Source organism: Thermoactinomyces sp. CICC 10522 (assembly GCF_016055075.1).
Classification (GTDB): Bacteria; Bacillota; Bacilli; order Thermoactinomycetales; family Thermoactinomycetaceae; genus Thermoactinomyces_A; species Thermoactinomyces_A daqus.
In genome coordinates this window covers 519,005-545,319 of sequence record NZ_JAECVY010000002.1, presented here as the reverse complement: position 1 = coordinate 545,319, position 26,315 = coordinate 519,005, and the positions used below count along the sequence as shown (strand labels likewise).

25 protein-coding genes are annotated in these 26,315 nt (G+C 47.8%); 13 read left to right on the top strand and 12 right to left on the bottom strand.

Annotated elements, in window-relative coordinates; all coding sequences use genetic code 11:
- The first annotated feature begins 106 nt into the window (after positions 1-106).
- From I8U18_RS06170 to I8U18_RS06155, 4 genes are all read left to right on the top strand, one after another.
- Positions 107-1,192: a GntR family transcriptional regulator gene (locus tag I8U18_RS06170; protein WP_033101294.1), complete on the top strand. Its 1,086-nt coding sequence runs from the start codon at positions 107-109 to the stop codon at positions 1,190-1,192.
- Between the two features lie 202 nt (positions 1,193-1,394).
- Positions 1,395-3,104 (top strand): ribulokinase, encoded by a 1,710-nt coding sequence (gene araB, locus I8U18_RS06165; protein ID WP_198055115.1) that lies wholly within the window; start codon positions 1,395-1,397, stop codon positions 3,102-3,104.
- 22 nt (positions 3,105-3,126) lie between these two features.
- Entirely contained in the window at positions 3,127-3,822 is a 696-nt protein-coding gene (araD, locus tag I8U18_RS06160) for an L-ribulose-5-phosphate 4-epimerase (protein ID WP_198055114.1), read from the top strand.
- Between the two features lie 101 nt (positions 3,823-3,923).
- Positions 3,924-4,772 (top strand): SDR family oxidoreductase, encoded by an 849-nt coding sequence (locus I8U18_RS06155; RefSeq protein ID WP_033101292.1) that lies wholly within the window; start codon positions 3,924-3,926, stop codon positions 4,770-4,772.
- Between the two features lie 198 nt (positions 4,773-4,970).
- Here the strand turns inward: I8U18_RS06155 and I8U18_RS06150 are convergent, their stop codons facing one another.
- On the bottom strand, positions 4,971-5,663 hold the full coding sequence (locus I8U18_RS06150; protein WP_033101291.1) for an alcohol dehydrogenase catalytic domain-containing protein: 693 nt from the start codon (positions 5,661-5,663) through the stop codon (positions 4,971-4,973).
- Between the two features lie 286 nt (positions 5,664-5,949).
- Here I8U18_RS06150 and I8U18_RS06145 point away from each other — a divergent pair, with 286 nt between their 5' ends.
- The 3 genes from I8U18_RS06145 to I8U18_RS06135 all read left to right on the top strand — a co-directional run bounded on the left by I8U18_RS06145 (position 5,950) and on the right by I8U18_RS06135 (position 9,012).
- The gene (locus I8U18_RS06145) at positions 5,950-6,996 is read left to right on the top strand and encodes an alcohol dehydrogenase family protein (RefSeq protein ID WP_198064583.1); all 1,047 of its coding nucleotides are present in this window, start codon (positions 5,950-5,952) and stop codon (positions 6,994-6,996) included.
- Between the two features lie 606 nt (positions 6,997-7,602).
- Positions 7,603-8,187, top strand: a complete 585-nt coding sequence (locus tag I8U18_RS06140; RefSeq protein WP_198059682.1) for a hypothetical protein — start codon at positions 7,603-7,605, stop codon at positions 8,185-8,187.
- Between the two features lie 30 nt (positions 8,188-8,217).
- Entirely contained in the window at positions 8,218-9,012 is a 795-nt protein-coding gene (locus I8U18_RS06135; protein ID WP_370589374.1) for a nucleotidyl transferase AbiEii/AbiGii toxin family protein, read from the top strand.
- Positions 9,013-9,404: 392 nt separating this feature from the next.
- On the opposite strand, the gene I8U18_RS06130 is transcribed toward I8U18_RS06135, so the two are convergent.
- Positions 9,405-10,661 carry an MFS transporter gene (locus I8U18_RS06130; protein WP_198055110.1) on the bottom strand — a complete coding sequence of 419 codons (1,257 nt, stop codon included), beginning with the start codon at positions 10,659-10,661 and terminating at the stop codon, positions 9,405-9,407.
- A gap of 376 nt (positions 10,662-11,037) precedes the next feature.
- On the opposite strand from I8U18_RS06130, the gene I8U18_RS06125 reads away from it, so the two are divergent.
- The 4 genes from I8U18_RS06125 to I8U18_RS06110 all read left to right on the top strand — a co-directional run bounded on the left by I8U18_RS06125 (position 11,038) and on the right by I8U18_RS06110 (position 14,800).
- The gene (locus tag I8U18_RS06125; RefSeq protein WP_198059679.1) at positions 11,038-11,859 is read left to right on the top strand and encodes an ABC transporter ATP-binding protein; all 822 of its coding nucleotides are present in this window, start codon (positions 11,038-11,040) and stop codon (positions 11,857-11,859) included.
- A gap of 182 nt (positions 11,860-12,041) precedes the next feature.
- Positions 12,042-12,896 carry an ABC transporter ATP-binding protein gene (locus I8U18_RS06120; protein WP_198055108.1) on the top strand — a complete coding sequence of 285 codons (855 nt, stop codon included), beginning with the start codon at positions 12,042-12,044 and terminating at the stop codon, positions 12,894-12,896.
- Positions 12,871-13,728 carry an ABC transporter permease gene (locus I8U18_RS06115; RefSeq protein ID WP_198064582.1) on the top strand — a complete coding sequence of 286 codons (858 nt, stop codon included), beginning with the start codon at positions 12,871-12,873 and terminating at the stop codon, positions 13,726-13,728. Before I8U18_RS06120 ends, I8U18_RS06115 begins: the two co-directional genes overlap by 26 nt.
- A 25-nt stretch (positions 13,729-13,753) precedes the next feature.
- On the top strand, positions 13,754-14,800 hold the full coding sequence (locus tag I8U18_RS06110) for an ABC transporter substrate-binding protein (protein ID WP_198064581.1): 1,047 nt from the start codon (positions 13,754-13,756) through the stop codon (positions 14,798-14,800).
- A 123-nt stretch (positions 14,801-14,923) separates the two neighbouring features.
- On the opposite strand, the gene I8U18_RS06105 is transcribed toward I8U18_RS06110, so the two are convergent.
- Together I8U18_RS06105 and I8U18_RS06100 are read right to left on the bottom strand one after the other, a co-directional pair.
- Positions 14,924-15,622, bottom strand: a complete 699-nt coding sequence (locus tag I8U18_RS06105) for a response regulator (protein ID WP_033101287.1) — start codon at positions 15,620-15,622, stop codon at positions 14,924-14,926.
- On the bottom strand, positions 15,585-17,225 hold the full coding sequence (locus I8U18_RS06100; RefSeq protein ID WP_198064580.1) for an ATP-binding protein: 1,641 nt from the start codon (positions 17,223-17,225) through the stop codon (positions 15,585-15,587). The genes I8U18_RS06105 and I8U18_RS06100 overlap by 38 nt, the downstream gene beginning before the upstream one ends.
- 968 nt (positions 17,226-18,193) lie before the next feature.
- Here I8U18_RS06100 and I8U18_RS06095 point away from each other — a divergent pair.
- Entirely contained in the window at positions 18,194-18,376 is a 183-nt protein-coding gene (locus I8U18_RS06095) for a hypothetical protein (protein WP_198055105.1), read from the top strand.
- Positions 18,377-18,897: 521 nt separating this feature from the next.
- Here the strand turns inward: I8U18_RS06095 and I8U18_RS17730 are convergent.
- The gene (locus I8U18_RS17730) at positions 18,898-19,128 is read right to left on the bottom strand and encodes a TetR/AcrR family transcriptional regulator (protein WP_232336306.1); all 231 of its coding nucleotides are present in this window, start codon (positions 19,126-19,128) and stop codon (positions 18,898-18,900) included.
- A 147-nt stretch (positions 19,129-19,275) separates the two neighbouring features.
- Here I8U18_RS17730 and I8U18_RS06085 point away from each other — a divergent pair, with 147 nt between their 5' ends.
- The gene (locus tag I8U18_RS06085; protein WP_198059677.1) at positions 19,276-19,638 is read left to right on the top strand and encodes a hypothetical protein; all 363 of its coding nucleotides are present in this window, start codon (positions 19,276-19,278) and stop codon (positions 19,636-19,638) included.
- Between the two features lie 242 nt (positions 19,639-19,880).
- On the opposite strand, the gene I8U18_RS06080 is transcribed toward I8U18_RS06085, so the two are convergent.
- From I8U18_RS06080 to I8U18_RS06045, 7 genes are all read right to left on the bottom strand, one after another.
- Positions 19,881-20,123: a hypothetical protein gene (locus I8U18_RS06080; protein ID WP_198064579.1), complete on the bottom strand. Its 243-nt coding sequence runs from the start codon at positions 20,121-20,123 to the stop codon at positions 19,881-19,883.
- Positions 20,124-20,481: 358 nt separating this feature from the next.
- Entirely contained in the window at positions 20,482-20,718 is a 237-nt protein-coding gene (locus I8U18_RS06075) for a PHP-associated domain-containing protein (protein WP_052153885.1), read from the bottom strand.
- A 13-nt stretch (positions 20,719-20,731) separates the two neighbouring features.
- Positions 20,732-21,298 carry a histidinol-phosphatase HisJ gene (hisJ, locus tag I8U18_RS06070; RefSeq protein ID WP_052153884.1) on the bottom strand — a complete coding sequence of 189 codons (567 nt, stop codon included), beginning with the start codon at positions 21,296-21,298 and terminating at the stop codon, positions 20,732-20,734.
- A gap of 524 nt (positions 21,299-21,822) precedes the next feature.
- Positions 21,823-22,149, bottom strand: a complete 327-nt coding sequence (locus tag I8U18_RS18165; RefSeq protein ID WP_198059674.1) for a MarR family winged helix-turn-helix transcriptional regulator — start codon at positions 22,147-22,149, stop codon at positions 21,823-21,825.
- A 75-nt stretch (positions 22,150-22,224) separates the two neighbouring features.
- On the bottom strand, positions 22,225-23,460 hold the full coding sequence (locus I8U18_RS06060) for an MFS transporter (RefSeq protein ID WP_232331127.1): 1,236 nt from the start codon (positions 23,458-23,460) through the stop codon (positions 22,225-22,227).
- 662 nt (positions 23,461-24,122) lie between these two features.
- Positions 24,123-24,758, bottom strand: a complete 636-nt coding sequence (locus I8U18_RS06050) for a TetR/AcrR family transcriptional regulator (protein WP_198055100.1) — start codon at positions 24,756-24,758, stop codon at positions 24,123-24,125.
- A 258-nt stretch (positions 24,759-25,016) separates the two neighbouring features.
- Entirely contained in the window at positions 25,017-26,210 is a 1,194-nt protein-coding gene (locus tag I8U18_RS06045; RefSeq protein WP_033099330.1) for a cytochrome P450, read from the bottom strand.
- Positions 26,211-26,315: the final 105 nt, after the last annotated feature.

Below are 26,315 nucleotides of genomic sequence, written 5' to 3'. Positions count from 1 at the left end.
GCCGTGGCGGAATCGCGCCTGTTCATTGGGTGATATTGCGGGGTCGGGGCTGCTTTCCTGTATGGTATACTGGCTGTGTGACTAATTCATTGTAAAGGTGGAAAATATGGCCACAAAACGGAGCAAGGTAAAAGAAACGATTAAAGCTTGGCTGGTTAACGGGGAAGTCAAGCCGCATCAAAAAATCAAATCCGAACATGAACTGGCTGATTTGTTTCAGGTCAGCCGGCATACCATCCGCCAGGCGATCGGAGATTTGGTTTATGAGGGCTGGCTGTACCGAGAGCAGGGGCGCGGGACATTTTACAACGGTTTTCCGGGAAAAAGATCCAACAAAATAATCGGAATTATCACCACATATATATCGGATTACATTTTTCCGTCCATTATACGTGGAGCGGAATCATATTTAAACACCAAGGGGTACGGCATTTTGCTCGCCAGTACCAACAACCGGCCGGAAGATGAAAAAGAGTGTTTGCAGATGATGCTGGATAAACAGGTGGACGGTCTGATTCTGGAGCCGACCAAGACCGCCCTGTACAATGAGAACCTTGATTATTACCTGACCCTGGAACAAAAGCGCATTCCTTATATCATGATTAATGCTTATTATCCCAATCTGCAACCGCCCAGTGTGACGATGGATGATGAGCTTGGAGGTTACCTTGCGGGAAGGCACCTGATTGAGCTTGGTCATCGGAGGATTGCCGGGTTGTTTAAGACAGATGATCTGCAAGGCATCAAACGGATGAAAGGTTTTTTCAGAGCGCACAGGGAGGCCGGATTGCCAGTTCAGCCCGGAATGGTCATTTCCTATGGAACAGAAGAAAAAGAGGAAAAACCGAGAATGGCGTTTGCCCGTTTGATGAGGGAGAGAGACAGGCCGTCAGCCGTCTTTTGCTATAACGATGAAATCGCTCTCTCCATTCTCGATGTGATCCGCGAGCTGGCTTTGAAGGTGCCGCAGGACATTTCGGTTGTCGGATACGACGATTCTTTGTTGGCAGAAGCATCCGAAGTGAAGTTGACCACGATCAAGCATCCGAAGATGCAGATGGGGGAGATGGCCGCCAAATTGCTGATCGAAGCGGTTGAAAAAGGAGACCGGGGTCATGCCATCGAGTCGTTCGTCTTTCAGCCGGAATTGGTTGTGAGAAGTTCCACGGGAAAATGGGGCGGTACAAAGTAAAAAACGACATGCTTCAGTTGCAAAGCCGGCGGGCGTGAGGCGCGGGACGATGGAGGAAACGAAACTTGCGCCCCGCCATCCCGGTTGGGGGGATCCGGAATCGCAGAAACAGACGGATCATTCGGAACAATGGAGAACGATAAAGAAGCAGTCCGTGAGTGTGTAAACCGGTGCATTCGGATCGCCGGAGGGGAGGAGATGTATGAAATACAGCATTGGTGTTGACTTTGGCACCCTGTCAGGGAGAACCGTGCTGGTGGAAGTGGAAACAGGAAAGGAAATCGCAACCGCGATCAAAGCGTATACCCATGGGGTAATCGATCGATATTTGCCGGATGGCATGACCAAATTGGAGCCGGATTGGGCTCTGCAACATCCTGCGGACTATCTGGAGGTTTTGCAGGTCACCATCCCGGAAGTATTGCAGAAAGCGGCGGTTTCAGCTGATGATGTGATCGGGATTGGAATCGATTTCACTTCCTGCACCATGCTTCCGGTTGATGCCGCCGGGATTCCGTTGTGCATGAAGGAAGAATTTAAAAAGAATCCGCATAGTTATGTGAAGTTATGGAAGCATCATGCCGCGCAGGAAGAGGCGAATCGCTTGAATGAAATTGCAAAGCAGCGGGGAGAGAAATTTTTGCAGCGGTATGGGGGCAAGATTTCTTCCGAATGGCTGATCCCGAAAATCTGGCAAATCCTGAATGAAGCTCCGGAGGTTTATGAAGCGGCGGATCAGATGCTTGAAGCGACCGACTGGGTGGTTTCCAGGCTCACGGGAGAAGTGAAGCGGAACAGTTGCACAGCCGGGTACAAGGCGATTTGGGATAAACAAGAAGGGTATCCGTCCCGGGAGTTCTTTCAATCACTCGATCCGCGTCTGGCAACACTCGTTGAAGAGAAATTGAGTACGGATCTCTATCCGATCGGCTCCAAGGCGGGCGAACTTACGGCGGAGGCAGCGAAATTAACGGGATTAAAGCCCGGAACGGCCGTGGCCGTAGGCAATGTCGATGCACATGTATCGGCGCCGGCTGTGGGAATTACCGAACCGGGCAAAATGCTGATGATCATGGGCACTTCCACCTGCCATATTTTGCTCGGTGAAGAAAAAAAGGCTGTTCCTGGGATCTGCGGAGCAGTTGAAGACGGGGTGATTCAGGGGCTGATCGGCTATGAGGCAGGGCAATCCTGTGTCGGAGACCACTTTGAATGGTTCGTTGAAAACGGTGTGCCCGCCCGTTATATGGAAGAAGCCAAAGAGCGGGGGATTGATATTCACCAGCTACTCACGGAAAAGGCGAGCCTCCTGAACCCCGGTGAAAGCGGTCTCATCGCGCTCGACTGGTGGAACGGCAACCGTTCAACACTGGTCGATGCCGATTTGACCGGAGTGATTGTCGGAGCAACCCTGCATACGAAGCCGGAAGAAATTTACCGCGCCCTGATCGAAGCGACTGCCTATGGCACCCGAATGATTGTGGAAACATTCAGGGAGCACGGGGTTCCCATCCATGAACTTTACGCGGCGGGTGGCATTGCGGAAAAAAACCGCCTGATGATGCAAATTTATGCCGATGTGCTTAACATGGAAATCCGCGTTTCGGCCTCAGCGCAAACGCCGGCCCTCGGAGCCGCCATGTTTGGAGCAGTGGCGGCCGGAAAGGAGCGGGGCGGGTACGATTCGATTGTTGAGGCGGCGAGGAAAATGGCGAAAGTAAAAGATGAGTATTATAAGCCGTTGCCGGAACATGCAGCCGTTTACGAAAAGCTGTATCAAGAGTACAAAAAACTTTACGACTACTTTGGCCGCGGTGAAAATAACGTGATGAAAAGACTGAAACGGATCAAGAAAACGGCAACCGCAAACGGAGATCGGTCTGCGCCGAGCGAAGGAGCGGAGAACGAATAGAGCTTCAGAGGAGGGACCGGAGTTGCTCGAACAGCTGAAACGGGAGGTTCTGGAAGCCAATAAGCAGCTTCCTCTCCACGGTTTGGTCACTTTTACCTGGGGGAACGTGAGCGGAATCGACAGGGAGAAGGGGCTGGTCGTCATCAAGCCAAGCGGGGTACCTTACGAAAAGATGAAGATCGAGGATCTGGCCGTTGTTGATCTGGATGGAAATCAGGTGGAAGGGAAGTTGAAACCTTCTTCCGATACTCCGACGCACTTGGCCTTATATCGAGCGTTTCCTGTGATCGGCGGAATTGTGCACACACATTCCCCTTGGGCGACGGGATGGGCACAGGCTGGCAGGCCGATTCCTGTGCTTGGAACCACGCACGCCGATTATTTTTATGGAGAGATTCCCTGTACACGGGAAATGACCTCTGATGAGATTCAGGGGGCGTATGAACACGAAACGGGAAAGGTCATCATTGAAACGTTTCAGGAGAAGGAGATTGATCCGGCGAAGATACCCGGCGTTCTCGTATACCAGCACGCGCCCTTCTGTTGGGGAAAAGATGCTGCAGATGCCGTTCACAACGCCGTCGTGCTGGAGGAAATCGCCAAAATATCCTTCCATACCTGCCAGCTGAACCCGGCGGTTACCCCGGTCAGCCAATTTCTGCTGGATAAACATTATCTGCGCAAACATGGTGTGCACGCGTACTACGGGCAAGGATGACGGAACACTGTGGGATATCCGGGATTCCTTGCTGAGAAAGCATTTGATCATCCGCGAACCGGACTGCAACACATCTTCACGAAAAGAGGAGGAGGAAGAAGATGCTGCCAGTCAACGGGAATTTAAAGGGAAAGGTGGCCGTGATCACCGGCGGCAGCGGCGTCCTTTGCAGCGCGATGGCCAGGGAGCTCGGCAGGCAAGGAGTCAAGGTCGCGATTTTGAATCGCAATCGGGAGAAAGGTGAAAAAGTCGCGGAGGAGATAAGAAGATCGGGCGGTGAAGCGATTGCTGTTTCCTGCGACGTCCTGGATGCGGAAAGCGTCAAGCGGGCGGAAAAGATTGTGACGGAGGAATTGGGCGTTTGTGACATTTTGATCAACGGTGCCGGCGGAAACCACCCCGAGGGCATTACAACACATGAAACGCTGAAGATCAGCGATCTCGGGCAGGAGGAAGTGAAGACATTTTTCGACTTGGGCCCGGAAGGATTTCAATATGTGTTCAGCCTGAATTTGCTGGGAACGGTGATTCCGACTCAGGTTTTTACGCGAAAAATGATCAGCAGAAAAGGGGCCATTGTGATCAATATGTCGTCGATGAGCGCACCGAGCCCCATGACAAAGGTTCCGGCTTACAGTGCGGCGAAAGCGGGAATCGAAAATTTCACGAAATGGCTGGCCGTTCATATGGCTGATGTCGGGATCAGGGTCAATGCCATTGCCCCCGGTTTTTTTCTGACGGAACAAAACCGCAGTCTCCTCTTGAATGAAGATGGCTCCCTGACCGAACGCTCGCGGAAAATCCTGTCTCATACACCGATGCGACGATTCGGTTCCCCCGAAGACCTGTTGGGAACGCTGCTCTGGTTGGCGGACGAAAACATGTCCGGATTTGTCACCGGGATTACTATTCCGGTGGATGGCGGTTTCTTGGCGTATTCCGGAGTTTGAAGGCGCATCCGACGACAGGAAGCGTTCATGTCGTATCAAAAACCCGGTGGATGAACGTTCAGTAAAAATCTTCAGAGCAGTGGTTTGCTGAAGTGGTGATTCATGTTCATTGCATGAATCACCACTTTTTTAATCATCTGTTCCCGTGTCAAAACCCATGATCGCTCCGATCATTGCACCTGTTTAGCCTGTTTGGAACTATGCCTTCCATGCTTGGAACAATTCATGGCTGTCCGTCAGGTCCAGGCGAGGCATCGCATGCCGGATGATGCAGAGATCTGTGTCATCTAGTCCGTCCTGCTCGTTTTCAAGGTTTGCAAAGGGGATAATCTTGATGGCAAGCTCTTTTTGCTTCCAATAACTTTCCCACAGGCGATTCCGGAGGGTAACCTGCGTGACGGGGGAAAGGGCAAACTGCTGATGGGTTCCGAGCAGGCGTGTAATCAGCCTGGTTTCCGGGCCATTGGTGTTTGTGGCGGAAGGTATCGGATTTTTCACCAGATGAACAGTGACCATATCTCCGACTTTCAGCCCGTTGTCCCGTTTTACGTCATCGCCGGTTGCCACGATCAGCCCCAGACCGCGGTGACCGGTTACGGTGAATTCCGGTTGGTTCTCATGGGCCAGCCCGGTAAGCTCGTTAAAATTTACTTCACTTGCCAGCATGTACAGTAACACTTGGCCTGGTTTCGGTTTGGCAACGGGGACGATTTTTCTGACGGCTTTTATTTGGCGGCAGCTTTGGTCGTTTTGGCAGATGATCACCCGGTAAGCATACTGCCACTCCGGAAGGGGAGTGAAGGGAGGGATAAAGGGTGTTCCGGGAGGCAAAATTTTCCCTTTTATGTTCTGTTGGGAAAAGCGATCACGCTGGAAAACGTCATTTTTCATCGGTTCATTCCCCCTGATTCGGTTTTTTATATTTCGCTGTTGTATGAAACCATTGGTCAGTTGTTGTAATATTACAATATCTGATTTTTTAATCTGTTATATAATAGTCTTGATGCTATTTTATCTTAGTGAGTCACTTCTTGACAAGGCTTTTTTGCAAATTTGCAAAAAATATCGACATGGAACAAGACGGGATGAACTTAGTTGTATAAATATTCTTAATATAATAAAATATAGGTAGATTTATATGAATTTATATTCAAATAAAAGGCGGGGTTAAACGCGGATGAAAGCGGTCATATTTCACGACGTGGGTGATGTGCGGGTTGAGACAGTGAAGGATCCGGTGATACAGGAACCTGCTGATGCGATCGTGCGGATTACGACAGCGGCGATTTGCGGATCCGATTTGCATCTTTATCACGGCACGATCCCGGGGATGATGCCGGGAGCGATCATCGGACACGAGTATGTGGGGGTAGTCGAAGAAGTGGGGCCACAAGTGCAAAGTTTCAAACGGGGGGACCGGGTGGTTGGAGCCTTTCACGTTGCTTGCGGCAAATGTCGAACCTGCCGGCGTGGTCACTATAACCAGTGTCGGTTTGGAGGTGTACTGGGCTACGGCGTGGCCTTCGGTAATTTGGATGGGACACAGGCTGAATTCGCGCGTATTCCGTATGCGGACTATACCCTGCGACGGGTTCCGGATGGGTTGAGCGATGAACAGGCGTTGTTTACCGGAGATATTCTGACCACTGCCTACGGAGCCGTTGTGAACAGCGGCTTGAAGCCCGGAGAAAACGTTGCCGTGATCGGTTGCGGTCCGGTCGGGATCATGGCAGTTCAGAGTGCCTTTGCTCTGGGAGCTTCCCGGGTCTTCGCAGTTGATCTCGTCAAAGAGCGGACCGAGCTGGCCGCGCAGCTGGGTGCGATCCCGGTTCCCTCAAAGGAGATGGATGCGGAAGCAAAAATCCGCGAATGGACCGACGGTGAAGGGGCGGACGTTGTGATCGAAGCAGTTGGAGGTTCAGCCACGCTTGCTTTGGGGTTTGAGCTTGTTCGCGGGGGCGGGCGCATATCCGCCGTGGGCATTACAGCGGAAGATACCTTTGCCTATCCGTTGATGGCCAGTTTGGTGAAAGATGTGACGTTTCGCCTCGGAGTTGCCAATATCCACCGTGACATTGATACGACGCTGGCACTGGTGCAGGGTGGACGGATTGATCCGACGGTGGTTGTTTCCCATCGTCTGCCTCTGGAGAAAGCGCCGGAAGGATATCGGCTCTTCGCCGAACGCCAAGCGAACAAGGTGATCTTGCAAGTGTCCAAGTGACGGGGTGATTTTGGCCAAGATCAACGATTTTGCCGGAGGTGCCTGAAAAAAGTTGAATCACTCCCTTTTATGGAGAATTGACCGATGCTGATTCTCTCTAAACCGGGGTTGAGAATGATACACATGGACAGATCGGGTTGGCCGTTCCCGCACCAATCCGGGGAGGAATGGATATGGAGATCGTAAAGAAGGCAACGTCGGGACCGTGATAAGCGCAGCTGGTTGATCCAAACGGAAGATCTTGTCAGACAAAGTAAAGAGGAATACCCGAAAGAGATTGCAAACGCCTGGCAGGGGGGGCTGATCCTGGACGAGCAGTGAGCAGAGGCGGAATTGGAGCCGATCCGCGCTGTAATCCTACATCATATCGATCTGTTGGAAAGTGCATCCGAAGCCAAAGACCATGAAAGCAACGTGCTTGACGCAATGTGGCAAATACCCTGACGTATAATTGCCTCTGCTCCATTTTCATCATTTACACGACTCAAATGGGCTGGGGAGCCTTCAAAATTCCAAAATTGACTGTTCTTGATAAATGTTTTTTATTATTTTTAAAATGAAAAAATGGCGCAAACATAATGAAAGATATATCCAGGAGTGAGACCAATGGAATTTGAATTTCACATTACAGTCCAGGATTTAAGCCCTGCTGAAAGGGATGCATTCATAAGGCTTTGTCAATCGGAACAGGTCAAACCTCTAATGATCGTCTTGGATAAAGGAGATTACATCCGTCAGCCAATGTTTACGGGAGTGATTAAAAGGACGGATTTTCATGAAGCGAATAAAGAAGTCGACAAGATTGTAACCAAGTTTCAAGAAAATGGATTCACCATCATGAGAAAAAAAGTAGAGACGTCTCCAAATGAAGAACAGTACTTTTATCAACCACTGACCAAGCATTCTAAGCCTTACTTTGAATGGCATGGAAAAATTGAGGTTGATGATGTTGCCATGGTAAAGAATTTGTGCGCAGGTCTGGGCGGGCATCTTTCCAGAAACTCTTTAAATGCCAATGGAAAAGTGCGATTTATAACCGTCAGAGAATATGAAAGTAAGGAAAAATTCTATGAGAGAGTAGAGAAGATCCATTCTGTTTTAAAGGGAAATGGCATTGAATTTGTAAAAGAACAATATGAATTATGTATCTACGACAGCAGAGAAGAATTGGATCGTGGATGGCTTTCGTGAGAGGTTTCATGAAAACAGGGAGAGAGAATCGTGATCAGTCGGGAAAATTTAAAGGATATGGATTGGACGGAAATCGAACTGGTTGTGATGGAGGCGCTTTTGAGAAGGATATCACTGGTGGATATGCCATTTGCATTAAAAGGAAGCCTGTTAACGAGACAATATTTGGAGAATCCGGATATTCGGTATGTTGGAGACATCGACTTTTTGTATTTGGAGAAAATCACAGATGTCAATCAAGCCTATAAAACTTTCACAAATTGGATGACTCAAGTGACAGAAATGGATTTGAACGACGGAATCAAGTTTGTGAGTTTTCAAGAATATGGATATTGGAGAAACATAGACTATGCCATGGCAGATGATTTTCCGACAGTCAATACATATCTTGCTTATTATTTCACAGATGAGCCAAGAGATCCTGATGAGGATTATGATGAATATGATTCCGTTTTTCTGGATATTTCGTTTAACTTGGAATTGGACGTCAAACCTGTTCCGTTAGAGTATCGGACCGTTTATGGAGATCGTTTCATCGTTCCGTACACCATCCCCCTCTCGGTCCAGGTTGCTTGGAAGTTGCATCAAACGATTGTCAGACCCAGGTTTAAAGATCTTTATGATTTAAAGTTTTTGTTATCTCATCCGTCCTATGATCACCTTGACCTTCAAGAAACATTGCAGACCCTCGTCAATGAATGCAGGATGGATCAATCGATTACCAAAGCGGATATGAAAAAGGTTCTTGTCGATGATTTGAGAGGATTGTATGACTCATTATCCAATGATTCTGATCTGAAAGACTTTGCCGGCAGCCAAAATTAGGAAGAATATTTTATGCAGTTTGTGACTGATTTACGCAGAGTGATGGACCATGCCGGGTATTAATAAGAATTCATTTGATCATTTGCCGAGTCCGACATAAGGGAAGAGAAGGATGATAAATACGAAATATTCGGTTTGTCCTTTCTGGATTCGCAGGGACCATCATGATCTTGATGTGTAAAGAGCTTTGGGCCATCCCCGGTTCTCTCATCGTTTTTCCGGATCTTTTCTTTTCCATGCTGCCATCGGTGAACGAATTTGGACGTTGCGGAGTAAGAAGTCCGAAGGAAAAGCAGGCCCTCTCCCCGGTGTTTTTGGGGAGAGGACTTTTTTAATTCTGCTCCGGAAGATGTTTGTTCTTACCCCGATGCCCATCAGTTTCAATTTTCTGACTATTTACCAGTAGTCGCTTCCGGCAAGGAAAGTGTCAGGAGAAATCCTGTCGCCAGGAATAGAATCAACCCGTATATTCCTGCTTCGGGGCTGAAGGAAGCAGTCAGCCAGCCCACGATATACGGACCGAGGAAACCGCCCAGGTTCCCGAGTGCGTTGATTCCTCCCCGCACTGCCCCGGCAACATTGGCCGAAAAGAGAACCGGAGGGATGGCCCAGAAAACGCCGGATGCGGCCTGCAGGAAAAATCCGCATCCAACCAGAAAGGCAAAGGATACCCAAATCTGACTTTGGAATTGAACGGATAACAGCAAACAGAGCGCAAAACCCAGTAACGGCAACCCTGTGTACAGTTTTCGATTCATGCTCCGGTCGGACAGGGTTGCGAACAGGTATTGCCCGATCATCGTTGCGATGTACGGAAAAACGGACAGAATCCCGACACTTCCCATTCCCGCATGTGTCAATTGCTTTATGATGGTCGGAAGCCACAGGGTAAAGCCATAAATACCGGTCTGATAGCAGAAATAAATCAGAATTAACTTCCACATGTTTTTATTTGCGAAGAGTTCCGCAAATGAGGCGGGGCCTTGCGGATTTGCCTTGAGCAACTCCTGTTCCGTACGCCAGCGTTTCACCAAATAGTCTCGTTCCTGTTCGGAAATCCATTTCGCATCTTGCGGCCGGTCACTGATCAGAGGGAGCCAGACGAAGATCAAAGCCAGTGAAATTATCCCTTCAATGATAAACACCATGCGCCAGTTCCAAATACTTAAGATCCATCCGGACAAAGGGCCGGTAATAATGGAAGCGATTGCAATATTCATCATGAAGAACGCATTGGCTCGCCCGCGCTCTTCGTTGGGAAACCAGTGGCTGATGATAACCAGGATCGCCGGCCAAACCCCACCTTCAGCAACTCCCAACAGAAACCGGAGAATCATCAATTGCGTCGCGTTTTGCACAAATCCGGTCACGGTGGCCAGTGTGCCCCAGGCGATGATCGTCCAGGCGATAAACTTTTTTGCGCTTCCTTTTTCGGCAATGATTCCGCCGGGAACTTGGAGGATAATATACCCGACGAAAAAAATTCCGGCAGCAAGTCCGGATAGGGAAGTTGTCATCCCGAGCTCCCGATCCATTCCGCCCGCCATCGCGAATCCGATGTTGGTGCGGTCCATAAAAGCTACGATGTATACCAAAATTGCAGGGGGAATAATGCGAAGCCAACGCCGGTTTGGGAGCGTGTTGTTCAATCTCCACCGCCTCCTTTGGAAGTATTTCGCAGTTACCTGGTTGGGGAATTTCATTTTTGGATTGAAACTATTTTTATAGCGACATGTTATTATACTATTACAGATTTGTTATATTCGCAATATTCAGTGTATGTGTGAAAATGAATCAGTGTCCCGTATTTTGTTAAATCTCCGCTTGTTCAGCCTTTTGGGTTGTTGTTAAAAATGGGAGAATATTATATCATAACGAATAATTTCGTAAGGTTGTTAATGAAACAAGTGAGGAACATCTTTGTGTCTTTTCGGAACAACCGAAATAGAGACTGAGCAAAACGGGAGCGGGGTTCCCATGCCCCGGCTTGCGATGGGATTTTCACCGGAAAAGGAGAGATCAAGATTGGCGGCCATCATTGAACTGAACGATGTTACTTGGAGAAGGGGAGATCAGACGATTCTCCATCAGGTCAACTGGAAGGTTTCACCAGGTGAGCACTGGGCGATATTGGGGCTGAACGGGTCGGGGAAAACGTCATTGCTCAATCTCATAAACGGTTATTTCTGGCCCTCGCAAGGAAAAATCAGCGTGTTGGGCCACCCGTTTGGCAAAGTTGACTTAAGAGAACTGCGGAAGTCGATCGGCTGGGTCAGTTCGTCTCTGCAAGAGAGAATCAATGGACGGGAGCGGGCGCAAAATGTGGTGCTCAGCGGGAAGTTCGCCTCGATCGGTCTGTACGAAAAAACAGGCGAAAATGATGTGAAACGAGCCCGTCAGTTGATGGAGCAATTGGAGTGCGGCCATTTGTTCGACCGTTCCTATCAAACCTGTTCCCAAGGGGAGAAACAGAAGCTGCTCATTGCCCGCGCCTTGATGGCTTCACCCAAACTGTTGATTTTGGATGAAGCTTGCAACGGGCTTGATTTTCTCTCCAGAGAGGCATTGCTGTCCAGTATTCGTCAGCTGGCCGAAAGTTCAGATGCCCCTCATCTGCTGTTTGTGACTCACCACATTGAGGAAATACTGCCGATCTTCACCCATACCTTGTTGCTTCGCCGGGGCCGTGTCTTTGCCAAAGGAGAAACGCGGACCGTATTAAACAGTTCCAACCTGTCTGCTTTTTTTGAAACCCCGGTCGAAGTAAACTGGCGAAATGATCGGGCATGGCTTTCCGTTTCCGAAACGAAGACAAATGATCTGGAAGTGATCAGAACCTTACGGTAATTCCGACAGCCGATTTCCAACCCGCTTGGATTTCGGCTTTTTAAATGGTTTCTTTCATCGGCAAAATCAACAAAATTTCTTTTATTGTTTATTTCACACTTTTCGACTAAATATACAAAACAATAAGAATGTTATATAGAATTCAAATTAAAGCGCTTTCGTACAGGAGAGGAGGATGGAAATTGCGTTTAGCGGAAAATGATCCAATCCAAAATGAACAAACGGGCGGTGCAGAGCCGCCGATGATTGAACTGGCCGGGGTGACGAAAGAGTATGTCAAACCTTCCGGTGAAGTTCATACCGTTTTGCGGGATCTCCATTTGCGGATGGCCAAAGGGGAATTTTGTTCGTTTGTCGGGCCGACGGGATGCGGCAAATCGACGACATTGGGATTGATCGCCGGGTTTGAACAGCCGACGGGCGGCACGGTCAAAATTCAGGGGGAACCGCTGCAGGGGTTGAACAAACAAGCTGCTTGTGTGTTTCAAACCGACAATACCTTTCCCTGGAAAACGGTGATAGATAACGTATCGCTCGGCCTTCGGCTACGCGGAATTAGCAAGGCTGAAGCTTATGATGAGGCAAGAGTGTGGATAGAGCGGGTCGGTTTGAAAGGATTTGAAAAGCATTACCCGCACCAATTGTCGGGCGGGATGCGCAAACGGGTTGCTTTGGCGCAATGCCTGATCGTGCAACCGCAAATCCTGCTGATGGATGAATCGTTTTCCGCCCTTGATGTTCATACCCGTTCATTGATGGAAAATGAATTGCTGACGATTTGGGAAGAGACATCGGCCTCCGTCGTTTTTATTACCCATGATCTGGAGGAAGCGATTGCCCTGAGCGATCGGGTTATCGTCCTGACTGCCGGGCCATCGGCAACCATTAAAGGAGACTACCGCATTCATCTGCCCCGGCCGCGAAATGTGTCCGAAATCCGTTTCGACCCGGAGTTTCTGAAACTGCACGAGAAAATCTGGAATGATTTGCGCGACGAGGTGATGATCAGCTATGAGCAATCTTATCAGTCCAGGTAGTACCGCTTCGGTTGAGGAGGTTTCCCGGCGGAGCGAAATGCGGGCCAAGGCGGTCAAACGCCGCTTTCGCAACTTGGCCTTGCAAGCTGCCGTATTTGTTCTGGTGGTCGGTTCGTGGCAGCTGCTGGCCGATTGGAAAATCATCGACCCGTTCTTCTTTTCCAGTCCCAAGGTGATTTTGCTGCAAATTGCGGACTGGTTTCAGAACGGGACGAGCCAGGGACCGTTGTACATCCATTTTCTCGTCACGTTTGAAGAGACGATCATCTCTTTTGTGCTTGGAGTGATTCTCGGGGTGATTGCCGGATATGCCCTTGGCATGAGCGAAGTTTTGTCCGTTATTTTCGGTCCTTACATTCAAATGTTAAACGCTCTGCCCCGGGTAGTCCTGGCGCCGATTTTTATTCTGTGGCTGGGGCTGGATATGTCCTCCAAAGTTGCGTTGGGTGTAACTCTCACTTTTTTTGTGGTCTTTTTCAACGCATTTCAGGGAGTCCGCGAAGTGGACAGAAATCTGGTGAACAATGCCCTGCTCCTTGGCGCCAACAAAAAACAACTGGCCTTTCATGTGATTATCCCCTCGGCGCTGACCTGGATTCTCTCCAGCCTGCATTCCAGTTTTGGCTTTGCGCTGGTCGGGGCGGTCGTCGGGGAATTCATCGGTGCAACCAAAGGACTCGGCTTTTTGATCTCCCAGGCGCAGGGGGCGTTTGACACAACCGGGGTATTTGCGGCCATGGTTCTGCTCTCGGTTACCGCGCTGATCGCCGACTGGGCTGTGGGTTGTCTGGAAAAGCGGTTTATCGCCTGGCGTCATGTAAAGCAGGAGTAAATCATCCAAAAGGGAGGGAAATGAAGTGAGAAAGATTCTGACCAAAAGACTGGCAGCCGTTTTAACGCTGATCGGGATGCTCCCTTTATTGACAACCGGTTGCAGTTCTTCCGATCCGGAGGGTTCCGGGCCGCCCGAAATCAAGATTATGGTTGGCGGGATGGAAAAAATCATCTACCTGCCGGCGAAACTGACTGAAAATCTGGGTTATTTCAAACAGGAAGGGCTTGATGTTGAACTGATTAACCAAGGATCCGGGCAATCGGCGGAGGAGGCGCTCGTTGCCGGACAGGTTGATGCCGTGGTCGGTTTCTATGATCATACGATCGATTTGCAGTCGAAGGGAAAATACCTGAAGTCAGTCATTCAGTTGGGGATCACCCCGGGTGAAACCTTGATGGTTGACAATAAGGACAAAGACCGAATCAAGGGGGTTCGTGATCTCAAGGGCAAGAAAATCGGCGTGACCGGGCTCGGGGCTTCCACCAACTTTCTCGCCAATTATCTTGTTGTCAAGGGTGGATATACGTCAAAAGATTACATTCCCGTTCCTGTCGGTGCCGGAAACACGCTGATCGCATCCATGCAGCAGGGAAGAATCGGGCTGGCAGTTACAACCGAACCGACGGTTTCCCTTTTGCAGGCAAAACATCTCGCTGTGCCCCTTGTGGACATGTCGACCCCCGGCGGGACGAGGCAGGCGATTGGAGGGGATTATCCGGCGGCCTGTCTTTACTTGAGATCGGACTACATTAAGTCCCATCCGGAAACTGTGCAAAAATTGGTCAATGCATTCAGCAAGACGCTGAATTATATGCAAACTCATAAGCCGGAAGAAATCGCCAACCGGCTGCCCAAAGCGTATTATGCCGGGGACAAACAGATGTATGTGAGCGCGCTGTCCCGCAGCATGTCCATGTTTTCCCCGGACGGAAAGATGCCGGAAGACGGCCCGGCCAAAGTGTATGAAGTACTGTCTGCCTTTAAGCCGAAGCTGAAACAGGCGCACGTGAAATTGGAAGAGACCTATACGAATGAATTCGTTGAAAAGGCAAATCAAGCAGGCCAATAACCCGGTTTTCAGCCCCGCCGGACATCTGTTCCAACGGGGCTGATCTGTCGGGGGGAAGATGTTTGTCCAATCCTCTTTTGGACTTTCATCCCGGGTGGATTGATCGTTTTTGGAGAAGAAAAGTCACTTGGGGGATTTCAGGCGATACAAGCACTGGGGACGGCCTACCGTTCCGTACGCCAGCTGCTCCTCGGCGAGCTGCTCTTCCGCCAAATAGACCAAATAATGACGGGCGGTCGAGCGGCTCACACCGGCCAGTTTAGCCACTTCATCGGCACTGAGAAACCCGTTTGACCGGGCCAGACAAGCTTGGATCCGTTCCAATGTCCGAACATCGATTCCTTTTTGTTGCCAGGATCTGTCCGAATGGGTGACCGAGCGCAATTTTTTGAGATCATCCACCACCATTTGGTCGATGAACTTTTGATTCGATTTGGCGAGGCGGGTTCGGAACAACAAATATTTTTCCAAGGATTTTTTCAGCCGGTTGAGGTCAAATGGCTTGATCAAATAATCAAAAATACCCAGGCGAAACCCTTCTTCCACCACTTCCAGCTCTTTGGCCGCCGTCACAAGGATCACATCACACGGAGAGTTGTGCGAACGGATGCTTCGCAGAACTTCGAGACCGGACTGATCCGGCATGTAAACATCCAACAAGAGGAGGTCCGGCTTTTGCTTCTCCAGCAGATCGAGCGTTTCGCGATAATTGTGGGCTGTGCCGATCCATTGATAGTCGGGGAGCGATTCGACCAATTTGCCGTGCAATCTGGCAATCATAAAGTCATCGTCGACAACGGCGGCGCGGATCGGTGTCGGCATCAAAGATGACCACCTCTTCTTTTGGCAAGTTCACTTCCAACGTCGCCCCGGAATTTGCGGAAATCATGGCAATCTTTCCCCCGGCTTTCGCTACCAGCCGGGAGACGATGGCCAGGCCGAAGCCACGATTTTTTCCTTTGGTGGATATCCCGCTTTCAAAAATGTGCTGTCCCAGTTCGGGATCAACTCCGGGGCCGTTATCCGTTACCCGGATCTGCAACGAATCGGATTGGTCGTTGATATAGACGGAAACGAGCGCTTTTTCCTTCCTGTCAGGCATTTCTGCGAGCGCTTCCAAAGCATTCTCAATCGCATTTCCCAGAACGGAGATAACCACCTCCCGATGAGGGCATGGCTCCCGCAGATGGGAGGAGGGATCAACGGTCAATTGTATTCCAAGCTCCTTGGCACGGTTTATTTTGCCGATCAGAATTCCGACCACGGCTGGATCATGGATGCGAGACATGAAAAATTCGATCAGATGTTGTTGTTCCTCATTGACCTGGTTGATAAATTCGCGTACAAGCTCATACTCCTGCATTTGAATGAGCCCCGAAATGGTATGCAGGCGGTTTAAAAACTCGTGTCGCTGGCTGCGCAAGGCATCCGCGTAGTGACGGACATCATTCAATTGCTGATTCATTTTGTCCAATTCCAGTTTATCGCGAAAAGTGGAAACCGCACCGATGACCCGTCCATTCAACAGAACCGGCACCCGATTGGCAATGATCAGCGAGTTATGGATGATCATCGGCTGATCAAACTGGCTGACTCCTTCTTCGAGCACTTCGGGCAACCGGGAATTGGGAACAATCTGGCGAATCGGTTGGCCAATGATGTCACAGTCAGGTTCCAGACCGATGAGCCGCTTGGCCTCCTGATTGCAGGCGGTGATTTTGCCCTGACGGTCAACGGCCAATATTCCTTCCCGGATTGATTCCATAATCGCGTGCTGTTTTTGGGAGAGCAAGGCAATCTCATGAGGCTCCATGTTGAAAAGCTGTTTTTTGATGTGTCCGGAGAGCAGGTGTGCACCCATAAAGCCATATACCAGTCCGATCACGGCCACCATCCCCAGGTGCTTGATCGAAGCAAAAATATCGTTCCATATATTTTGCACGGGGAAACCGACGGACACGACCCCGATTTGCCGCCGGTGTTCATCAAAAATCGGCGCTTTGCCGCGAATCGAGAGACCGAGTGTTCCCACAGCCTGGGTAATGCTCTCTTTTCCGTGCAATACGTATTGATTATCCCCGCCGACCATTTTCTTGCCGATCATTGCGGGATTGGGATGGCTGTACCGAATGAGATGCATATTGCCCACCACGATGAATTCCGCCCCCGTTCTCCTGCGAATCTCCTCGGCGAGCGGTTCAATTTGCGCGGAAGGGTTTTTTTGGAGAAACGCATTCCGGATTTGCGGCATGCCGGCGACGGTTTTGGCAAGGAGAAGGGCGCGGTTGCCGGTTTCCTCAAACCGCGACTGGATAATGTTACAGGACAGGCCCGACATCACCAGAATCAGCACGAAACCGACGATCAGCAGCACCAATATGTTAATTTTTGTCCGCAACGAAAATGGTTTAAGGGAGAAGTTCATCATGGACCTCGTTATAATTGGTTGGAATATTGTTAATAATATTTCAAATAATATTATCACAATCAAAAGAGATTAAAACATCGAAGGGGGGATTTTTACGGGATGCCTGCTTGCGCCCGGGCGAAATTGGAATGCAGATCAGCCCCGTCCTTTCAGTCAGGCTGGGTTGCGAATAACAAAATGGATAACTTATAATTGAAAATAAAATAAGAAAAATTCTCTCCCGGCATTTGCGAACACCGGAAGCTTCGAAAAAGACCCAAGGGTTGTTCGGAAACGCCAAAGTCTGCAAAAATAAAGGGATCCCAGACTTTTTGGACGGAGGTTATCCAGTCAAAAAAGCCTGAAACCTGGGCAAATCGGGGAGATGTTCGGAAAACCACGAATAAGCCCAATAAAATTAAGGAGTACAGTGAACGCCGAATCAATAGATACACCTCCGGTGGGAGGATTGAAACTACTTGATGTGCTTCTTTAGAGTCAAAGGTTTTCAGAATCAATAGATACACCTCCGGTGGGAGGATTGAAACTTTTCGTCTTCCGCTTTGGCTCAGGTGGCTTCGTCGAATCAATAGATACACCTCCGGTAGGAGGATTGAAACTATAAAACCTTGCACAAGACGCCAAAGCATGATCAATGGAATCAATAAATACACCTCCAGTAGGAGGATAGAAACTCTCCAATATTAATGTCATTAGCTTGAACAAGTTGAGTAGTATCAATAGATACACCCCCGGTAAGAGGATCGAAACGTTCCAGGGAGTGAGTCAGTTGTCCTGCCGTCAAAGGTTCTTTTGAGGGTGGGCCTTATCTGTTTTTATAAGACATGTTTGAAACACAGACTGATGAACATTTAAGAAACCGAGGAAGAATTGCAACAAGAACGGGAAGAAATCGAGAAGGGATAAAAAAAGAAGCAAACAAGCTTATCGATGGCGGAACAAATCCAAGAGGAGGAAGAAGATGAATGAAGCCCCGAGTCTACTTCTGCCGGGTTTGTGGAGAAAGCTTTGATTACCCGGATATCGTTTGCGCCAAGCATCAACTGGAACGGGAGCGGATTCACAAAGAATGGAGGGAAGACCCGGGGTATCAAAAGATTCAGGAAGAGGCACGAAAACGAATTGAAAAATATTTTCCGAAGAAATAAAAAATCACCCGCTTCAAGGAGACTCAACAATAATAGGGATCCTGGCCAAGATCACACTTAACTGTTCCCAAGTTACCAGTGGTCGCATCAAATCCCTCCTTTGGATCGAAAAAAAGGACGTCCGCAGTGGGATGGAGGTAGCGAACGCCGATTTTGCCACTAATTGTTCGAAAACGGAAAAATGACTTGAGAAACCATAAAGGTAACTCAAGTCATTCGTGTTTATACAGGAAACTCAGGGATGACAAGCTCATATTTATCCTGAGCATCAGTAAGCCAAGGCCAACTTATATGAATGCTGACCATTCTTTAGGAGATTGAACTTGTAACAGCTCAATAAATACTGGCAGGATTTCTTTAATGTCAATCCGATCATCAATGTAATGTTGCACATTGTACCCGTTGAACAATGCCATTGCGACAGTTGCCAGCGTCCTTGCATCAAGCGGACTGCCAATGAGTTTTCTTTCTTCATCACTTCAAACAACCGCGTAAGGTCTTGTCGCCATTCTTCCATCTGATCAGCCAGCTCTTGTTGTACTTGAGGCAAGTACTGACAGGTCATGGCGGAGCACCTTCATCAAGAAATCCTCTTTGGTTGGGAAGTGAGCATAAAATGCGCCTTTGGATAGTCCGGCTTCCTTAACAATCTGGTTGATACTGGTGTTGCTGTAGCCATACTTGGCAAACAAAACAATCCCTGCGTCCATCAGTTTTCGAATTGTACGTTCCGTCATCTCTTGATGTTTCATGGAATATCCCCTATTTTCGTAATTTTTTAATTTGCGTATTGATTATGACACAGAAAATGGTTAAAATAAAGATAAACCAACTAGTCGGTTTATATATACTGACTGGTAGGTTTTTGAATCTTGAGGAAGAGAAAGGATGGATGCACGATGAAAAAAGTATTAGGGGGATTATTTGTTTTCTTGGTAGCAGTCGGGTTAATGGCTTCGCCGGTAGCCGCTTCAACCTATGATTCATCTTTTGTGGGGATGAATTACGGCGATGTGTATAAGCAAACCAGGGCACTTTATGTTCCGGCGGGGTATCATGTCAAAATCCAAGTAGATAAAGGAAATAACGGTTCAGGTTTTGAATGGTATCTCTCAGTAGGGGATTCCAATTATCCTTTCCGTTACGGTGGATATTCCGATGCTAATTTTGAGGCCAATGTTCCTGTGGGTACTTATCGTCTGGTTCTTCATTGTGAAACGCAAGATTGTACTGGCAGTGCTAGGCTCACAGTTTTAAACTAAAAACGGATTGCGCCCCCGCGTAAAGTATCCGTTATCCAGCAGGCTTCGCTGTTTTCGTTCTAAGTTGGCCATTACAGATGCTCAGGATGAATATGAGCGTGTCATCCCTGGGTTTTCCGTATATGGACTGGAGTTACCGTTATGGTTTCTCGAGTCATTTTTTTGTGTTCGCTGCCTGAAACGCATACTTGGGCAATTTGAAATAGTTTCTTTCAATTTGGCCGAATAAGCGGTAACCAAAATTATTCCGCCCCGGTCAATAAGGTAATTGGCACAGTCACGAAGATGGACACTAATGAATTGATCATGGGTGCATCGATATCGCTGGACCAATTTTTTGGAAAGCCAATAGCCATCCCAAATGAGCCGACGGCTGCAATAAATAAGAATAGAAACCGGAGAATATTACTCGTCACTTTCCAATCATCCCATATTTCCCTTATTTTTTTCATAATATTTTTTCTTTTTGTTCTCTTTTCGCTCATCGCATTCTCTTCCTTAACGGAAGATCAATTCAATTTAAAGATGTAAAGTCATTTGTAGCGAAATACTAGCAAAGCAGTCGCCGAATGGAAGTGAATTTGGGTTTTGTTACCTTTTCCCCTTCACAAGATGAATTAAAAAAGCACCCATTTTAGGGTAAGGGTGCTAATTCATGCATACACAGGCTCCTCAATTAAATATCAATTAAAGGATCTCTGACTGTTCCGGCGAAAAAGGATAGCCCAACCAAGAATATTTAATCATTTTCCCATGATTTGAAGTAGTTGCCCGGGTATTTCGGGGAGCTATTTTATTTTTTAACAGTACATTTTTTTCCAATTGGGAGCTGTGTGTGTAAAGCTAATCCATTGCTTTTTCATATAGATCATATGATCTTCCTACTTGATCCATTGCGTGAGCATCAGATCCAAAAATAAGTGGAATCCCGAGATTAAGAGCTTCTTTTACAATCCATTCTGAGGGATATGTTTCTAAGCAATATTTTTTATATAACCCTGCTGTATTAAAATCTAACGATAAGCCTTTCCGCTTAGTGATAGATAGAATATCAAGTATTTCCTCCTTAGCCTCTTCCATAACATGACGTCCATTAATGAAGTAATGCTGAAATTTTTGACATAAAGTGAGATGGCCTACTCGTGGGGTGGAACAGACAAACAGCTTCTTTTAAAGTTTGATAATATACTTTTTGTACTGTATGAAAATCTCCGTAGTATTTGATTAAACCTTCTTCAAAGTCCTCCGGGGTTAAATCTACACATCTCCAACCATTCGTTCCTTTAAGAAAATGAAGTGATAGAATAGTCTCATCAAGATAATTCGCATACTCTTTCAGTAAGTATTTTGTCCAATCAGGTTGGTCAGGTAAATAATCCAGCTCTAGTCCTACACGAATTTGTATTTGATCTTTGTATTTTTGTTTCAGTTGATGCATTTCTTTTATGTATGAATCCAATTCTGTTTCTTTCATGGCTAATGCAGTAACCACCTCTTCAGGATAAGGAAGCTTGCGACAAAACGAAGCAGGCAAGGGGGGATGTTCAGTCAGTACATAAATATCAAATCCTAATTCGATTGCTCTTTCAATATATTTTGCTGTTTCTTTTCCAGAACTGTGTGGGCAATAGTGGGTGTGGGTATGTCCATCTATTTTCATGTTTTTTCCTCTCCATCTAGATCACGGGATTCATGGGGAATGGGTGGTTTTAGCGGGAAGATTTGCTCCCGCTGGGTCCATCTTATTTTTTATTGAACAACCCGTTGATAAATGAATGTATATAAAGTCCAGGTACAGATGCCAAGCAAGATGGCTGCGGGGAACAGAAAATTCTTTTTCAGGCTGAGCAGGACTGTAGCTAACAAAATAGTACATGGAATCAATCCCATAATATACTCGTGAGAAAGTTTATAATATTTGATCTGTCCTCGTTTTGAACTGTTAACCAAATTAGTGAAAGCATACTAATCATAGGAAAAGCAGCAATCCACCCGCTTAATTTTTGGATTATAGGTGGCTGGCTGAGTGACGATGGCAATAAGAATAGCGGAAATAAGGATTTTAACGATTGTCATTGTTGTTTCCCTTTCTTACATAAAATAGGATAAGTTCCAATCCGTTTTTGATCAACTCTTGTTTTTCTTCCGGCATGGATTTCAAAACATCTTTAAGTTGATCAAGTGCTAAACCCGTATGCTCTTGTATGCTTGGCATCCCTTTTCTGTTACTCTCAACTCGACTACCCTTTCGTCTTCTTTATTACGCTGACGAATAAGAAGCCCTTTTTCGGATAATCGGCGTAATATTTCTGAAGCTGTATTCGATGCACATCCTAAATATTCAGCGACTGATTGTACAGTACTTGCTTGGTTGAGCGCAACGTATTGAAGTGCACGAACTGCCTGGTGAGTAAGCGGAATCGCATATAGTTTAGAATGACAATGATAATAAATTTGAGAAAACAGGTCCGATATCTGTTTGGCAAGTAATGATAATTGTTCTTCTTTCAACTTCTGTATCGTTAGTCAATAAAAAAGGGAGGGGTTACTTCACCCCTCTTCTCTCTTTTCATCGCGCTTCTGCTTCTACTCCACGGTACTGGCTTCGGCAAGGGTTTTTCCTTTTGTCTCGGGGGCCCATGCAATGGAAATGAGAACACCGATAAAAGTTAAACCGGCGCCGATCAGTACGGTCGGGCCGATGCCGATCGAGCGAAGTGCATAAGGGAGGAGAAAGGTTCCGATGAACGATCCGACCCGGCTGATCGCCGTGGCCACCCCTACCGCCGTGGCACGCACTTCTGTCGGAAAAAGTTCGTTGGGGTAGATCCAGGTTAACACGCTGGGGCCGCCGGTGAAAAATGCATAGATGACAAACCCGATGATCGTGATCCAGATCGGACCCTTGGGAAAAAGGCCGACGAGGAGCAATCCCAGGGCCATGACCAAAAAAGAGACGATAATCAGGGGACGCCTTCCGATCTTGTAGAGCAAGAGCAAGGCGGGGATGTTGCCGATAAAAAAGAAGAAACTGATTACCGCCGTTCCGATAAAGGACAATTCCGGTTTGTTGAGATTGATTGATTCCATGATTTCAGGGCCGAACGTATAGATTGCGAATGAGGGGATAATCGTAATCATCCAAAATAAGCCGATATACGTGGTTCTTATCAAATAGCCGCCCTGAAACAGCTTGTTGAATCGCGTTTTTTTGCCCTGCGCTTCCCATTTATGGATGTCTGCATCCGTTCCGTAAACTTCTTGAAGGACTTCGCGGGCTTCCCGGATGCGGTTTTTCTTCAAGAGCCAGCGGGGCGATTCCGGCGTTCCCTTGCGCATGAAGATGAGAATGAAGGCCGGAAGCGCACTGCTTGCCAACATCCAGCGCCAGGCTCCGGAACCCAGTAGTAACAATAAATAGCCGACAAGATAGGCGACGAGAGCGCCCAGGTACCAACTGGCTTGCAAAACGCCCAACATTCCTCCCCTGTGCTTGCGGGGAGCGAACTCGGCCAGCAGGGAGGTGGCGATCGGGTAATCCGCCCCGACGGCAATTCCCAGCAAAAACCGGAGGATGGACAGTTCCAGCGGCCCATCGGCAAATGCCTGCCAGACGGAAAAAATCATGATCACCACCAGATCGATGGTATACATGACATGACGCCCGATCAGATCGGTTACATATCCAAACACCAGGCCGCCCAAAAAAAGCCCGACCAGCGTAGAGGCACCGATCATTCCGGTCCAAAAGGCGTTTAAATGAAACTCCGGTTCGATCTGGGTTAATGCCACACCGATAATGCTCAAAATGTATCCATCCAAAAAAGGGCCTCCGCTCGTGTACAAGGTCAGCCGTTTATGAAATGACGTTAATGGCGCGTTTTCAACCACAGAATGCTTGGTGGACATGGTTTCCATCCTTTCAGAAGTTCTTAATGGTCGATTTTGCCGGGATGATGATTATAGTTTTGCATTATTGAGCGTGTCTATGCATCGGGAAGAAAGAACAGCAGGAGGGGATCAGGGATCGGTCCGGCTGTTTTCCATAACAGGGAAGATTGATTCAGGGAGGGATTAAGGTGAATGAAAAATGGGATGTTTTTTAGAGGAGTGTGGAAAAACTCGGAAGAAGTGAAGTGCTGTGTAATTGGTGGGTCGGATGTGCGGTGTTTCATGATCAGTGGATTGCAAAAGTACACGTTGATTTTGGGGCAAGAATTTTGCGGGCCGGTGATTGAAATCGGGGGAAATGCAGGCTGTGTTCAGATTGGGGGATCGTGTGGCCGTGCTCCGCTGCTCCCTTGCGGGAAATGAAACGGGTAATGTTGATGCGAAAACGATACGGTGAGCGGAACGGGCAGTCATGGAAAAACAAATCCGGCCGTTCGCTGATCGCCTCGATTTGGAGACGGCAGCAGGATCGGACCGGCGACCATCGGGTACCAAGGCTTGCAAAGGGCCGGGATTCAACTGGGAGAAAATCGTTAACGCCAGCATTCCAACAAAAAATCGATGAGTTCCATCAGGTGCTTGTCCGACTCTGTCTGATCCCGGTGTTTACCACCACCGAGGATCGTCTGCTCGATCAGGTAACTTTGTATGCTGCTGACAAACTGGCGGGCCATCAGTTTGCAATTCAACCGGCGAAGTTCTCCCTTCAGCATCCTTTTCTCGAGCAGGACGCTAAGTTGTCCGATAACGGTGTCAAACGTCCGGGTCAGCCATTCGGTTTGTTCATCCGTCAACAAAGGCTGTTCCCTGATCAGGATGACAATCAACTCATTGTCGGCATTATCTACAATGATGTGCGCGATTTTTAACAGCATATCCCGGATGGGCATATCGGCGTCCATATTTTTCAGGGCTTTTTCGAGATGTTGGATCTTCCCTTCGGTGGAATCTTGTACGATTGTATGCAAAATTTCCAGTTTACCCTTCGGGAAGTAGTGATAGATCAGTCCGTCGGCCATTCCGATGGCCCGGTTAATCTCTTTGGTCGAAGTATTATGGTAGCCTTTCTCGGCAAACAGTTTTTTTGCTGTTTGAAGAAGTTGTTTCCGGCGTTTGGCGGCTTGAAGGTCCCGGCTAGTCATTCCTTCCTTTTGTACAGACTTGGACATGGTCTTCACCTCACACTAGGGAAAATGTATTCGGTTTTGGACTGCTTGTCAACCGCATCCTCCTATGCCATAAAAACGACCATGACTTGCCAGCACAACCCGGGGTGAAAGTCTAAGCAACTTTGGAAGGGGAACGGGATACCCCGACCAACCATCAGAATGCGTCGAAGCGGGTCCCGCGACCGACCGGCGATTCTTCACAAAAAAAAGTGTCCAGTAATCCTGGACACTTTTTTGCACAGCTGCAACCCGGCGGCTTCAGGACACGGCAATGTGCAAACTTTTTAAACCATAGAGGAGATTGCTATTGACTGGATCAAGCTGATATCCCTCTTTCAGGGCAATCGACGAATAGCGTTTGAGGAACTCCTCCAAAGCGATTTTCGCTTCCAATCTCGCGAGGGGAGCACCGAGACAAAAATGGATTCCTTTTCCGAACGACAAATGGGGATTGGGATTGCGTCTGAGCTGAAATTCATCGGGATCGGTGAATTTCTGTTCATCCCGATTTGCCGAACCGATCCAGGCTAATACTATTTGACCCGGCTTAATATGGAATCCGCCGATTTCTGCATCTGTTTTGGCTCGTCGCGGAATAGCCTGCACCGGTGAACGATAGCGCAAGGTTTCTTCAACGGCATGGGGAATCAGGCCGGGATCTCTTTTCAACTCTTCCCAAATTGTTTGGTTTTCCAAAAAACAATAAACCGCGTTGCTGATCAGATTGGTTGTCGTTTCATTTCCGGCGATCAATAAAGTGATGCAAAAGCCAAACAGTTCTTCACTTGAGAGTTTCCCTTCATTTTCTTCCGCTTTGATCAGGGTTGAAATCATATCTTCTTTTAAATTTTTCCTTTTTTCCTCGATAATTTGCGAAAAGTATTCCATCAATTCCTTAATCGCTTTGTCTCTTCGATCTATGGTTTCCTGAATGTCCGCTGTTGAAGACGGACCGGATACAACAATATCTGACCATTCTTTAAATTGCTTTCTGTCACTCGTGGGAATACCCAATAATTCAGCGATCACCATCACGGGTAATGGATAAGAGAAATCCTCGACGAGATCCATATGTGTTTGCCCGCTCACCTTGTCCAAAAGTTCCGTCGCGATCGCTCGGATTCTCGGTTCCCAACCGGCAATCATTTTCGGAGTGAAGGCATGGCTTACCAAAGAGCGCAACCGGGTATGTTCCGGGGGATCCGTGTTAATAATGCTGTGAAAAGGACGTGACTGCTGGAATCTTTTGCTGGAGAAAACATCCTTGTCGGAAATGACCCGGTTTACATCTTCATATAAGAAGACATTCCATACTCCCTGTTTTTGATCAAAATAAACAGGTGATTTCGCTCTCATCTCTTTGTACCAGGAATAGGGATTGTATTTTTCCTCGTTCGTATGAAGCCCTGTGATCTCACTTGTTACAAGTCTTCGGATATCCCGTTGATCCATCGCGATGCCCTCCTCGTTTGATCAATTTAATTCACTGACCGTTCAGTGAAATTATATCGATTTCAGACCGGCCATGTCAACATGCTATATCTCGATTTCGATTAG

Excerpts from the sequence above, each read along its gene's own strand:
- I8U18_RS06170 (WP_033101294.1), top strand. The coding sequence starts at position 107 with ATGGCCACAAAACGGAGCAAGGTAAAAGAAACGATTAAAGCTTGGCTG.
- araB (WP_198055115.1), top strand. The coding sequence starts at position 1,395 with ATGAAATACAGCATTGGTGTTGACTTTGGCACCCTGTCAGGGAGAACC.
- I8U18_RS06155 (WP_033101292.1), top strand. The coding sequence starts at position 3,924 with ATGCTGCCAGTCAACGGGAATTTAAAGGGAAAGGTGGCCGTGATCACC.
- I8U18_RS06150 (WP_033101291.1), bottom strand. The coding sequence starts at position 5,663 with ATGAAAAATGACGTTTTCCAGCGTGATCGCTTTTCCCAACAGAACATA.
- I8U18_RS06145 (WP_198064583.1), top strand. The coding sequence starts at position 5,950 with ATGAAAGCGGTCATATTTCACGACGTGGGTGATGTGCGGGTTGAGACA.
- I8U18_RS06140 (WP_198059682.1), top strand. The coding sequence starts at position 7,603 with ATGGAATTTGAATTTCACATTACAGTCCAGGATTTAAGCCCTGCTGAA.
- I8U18_RS06115 (WP_198064582.1), top strand. The coding sequence starts at position 12,871 with ATGAGCAATCTTATCAGTCCAGGTAGTACCGCTTCGGTTGAGGAGGTT.
- I8U18_RS06105 (WP_033101287.1), bottom strand. The coding sequence starts at position 15,622 with ATGCCGACACCGATCCGCGCCGCCGTTGTCGACGATGACTTTATGATT.
- I8U18_RS06100 (WP_198064580.1), bottom strand. The coding sequence starts at position 17,225 with ATGAACTTCTCCCTTAAACCATTTTCGTTGCGGACAAAAATTAACATA.
- I8U18_RS06095 (WP_198055105.1), top strand. The coding sequence starts at position 18,194 with ATGAAGCCCCGAGTCTACTTCTGCCGGGTTTGTGGAGAAAGCTTTGAT.
- I8U18_RS17730 (WP_232336306.1), bottom strand. The coding sequence starts at position 19,128 with ATGAAACATCAAGAGATGACGGAACGTACAATTCGAAAACTGATGGAC.
- I8U18_RS06085 (WP_198059677.1), top strand. The coding sequence starts at position 19,276 with ATGAAAAAAGTATTAGGGGGATTATTTGTTTTCTTGGTAGCAGTCGGG.
- I8U18_RS06080 (WP_198064579.1), bottom strand. The coding sequence starts at position 20,123 with ATGAGCGAAAAGAGAACAAAAAGAAAAAATATTATGAAAAAAATAAGG.
- I8U18_RS06075 (WP_052153885.1), bottom strand. The coding sequence starts at position 20,718 with ATGGAAGAGGCTAAGGAGGAAATACTTGATATTCTATCTATCACTAAG.
- hisJ (WP_052153884.1), bottom strand. The coding sequence starts at position 21,298 with ATGAAAATAGATGGACATACCCACACCCACTATTGCCCACACAGTTCT.
- I8U18_RS06050 (WP_198055100.1), bottom strand. The coding sequence starts at position 24,758 with ATGTCCAAGTCTGTACAAAAGGAAGGAATGACTAGCCGGGACCTTCAA.
- I8U18_RS06045 (WP_033099330.1), bottom strand. The coding sequence starts at position 26,210 with ATGGATCAACGGGATATCCGAAGACTTGTAACAAGTGAGATCACAGGG.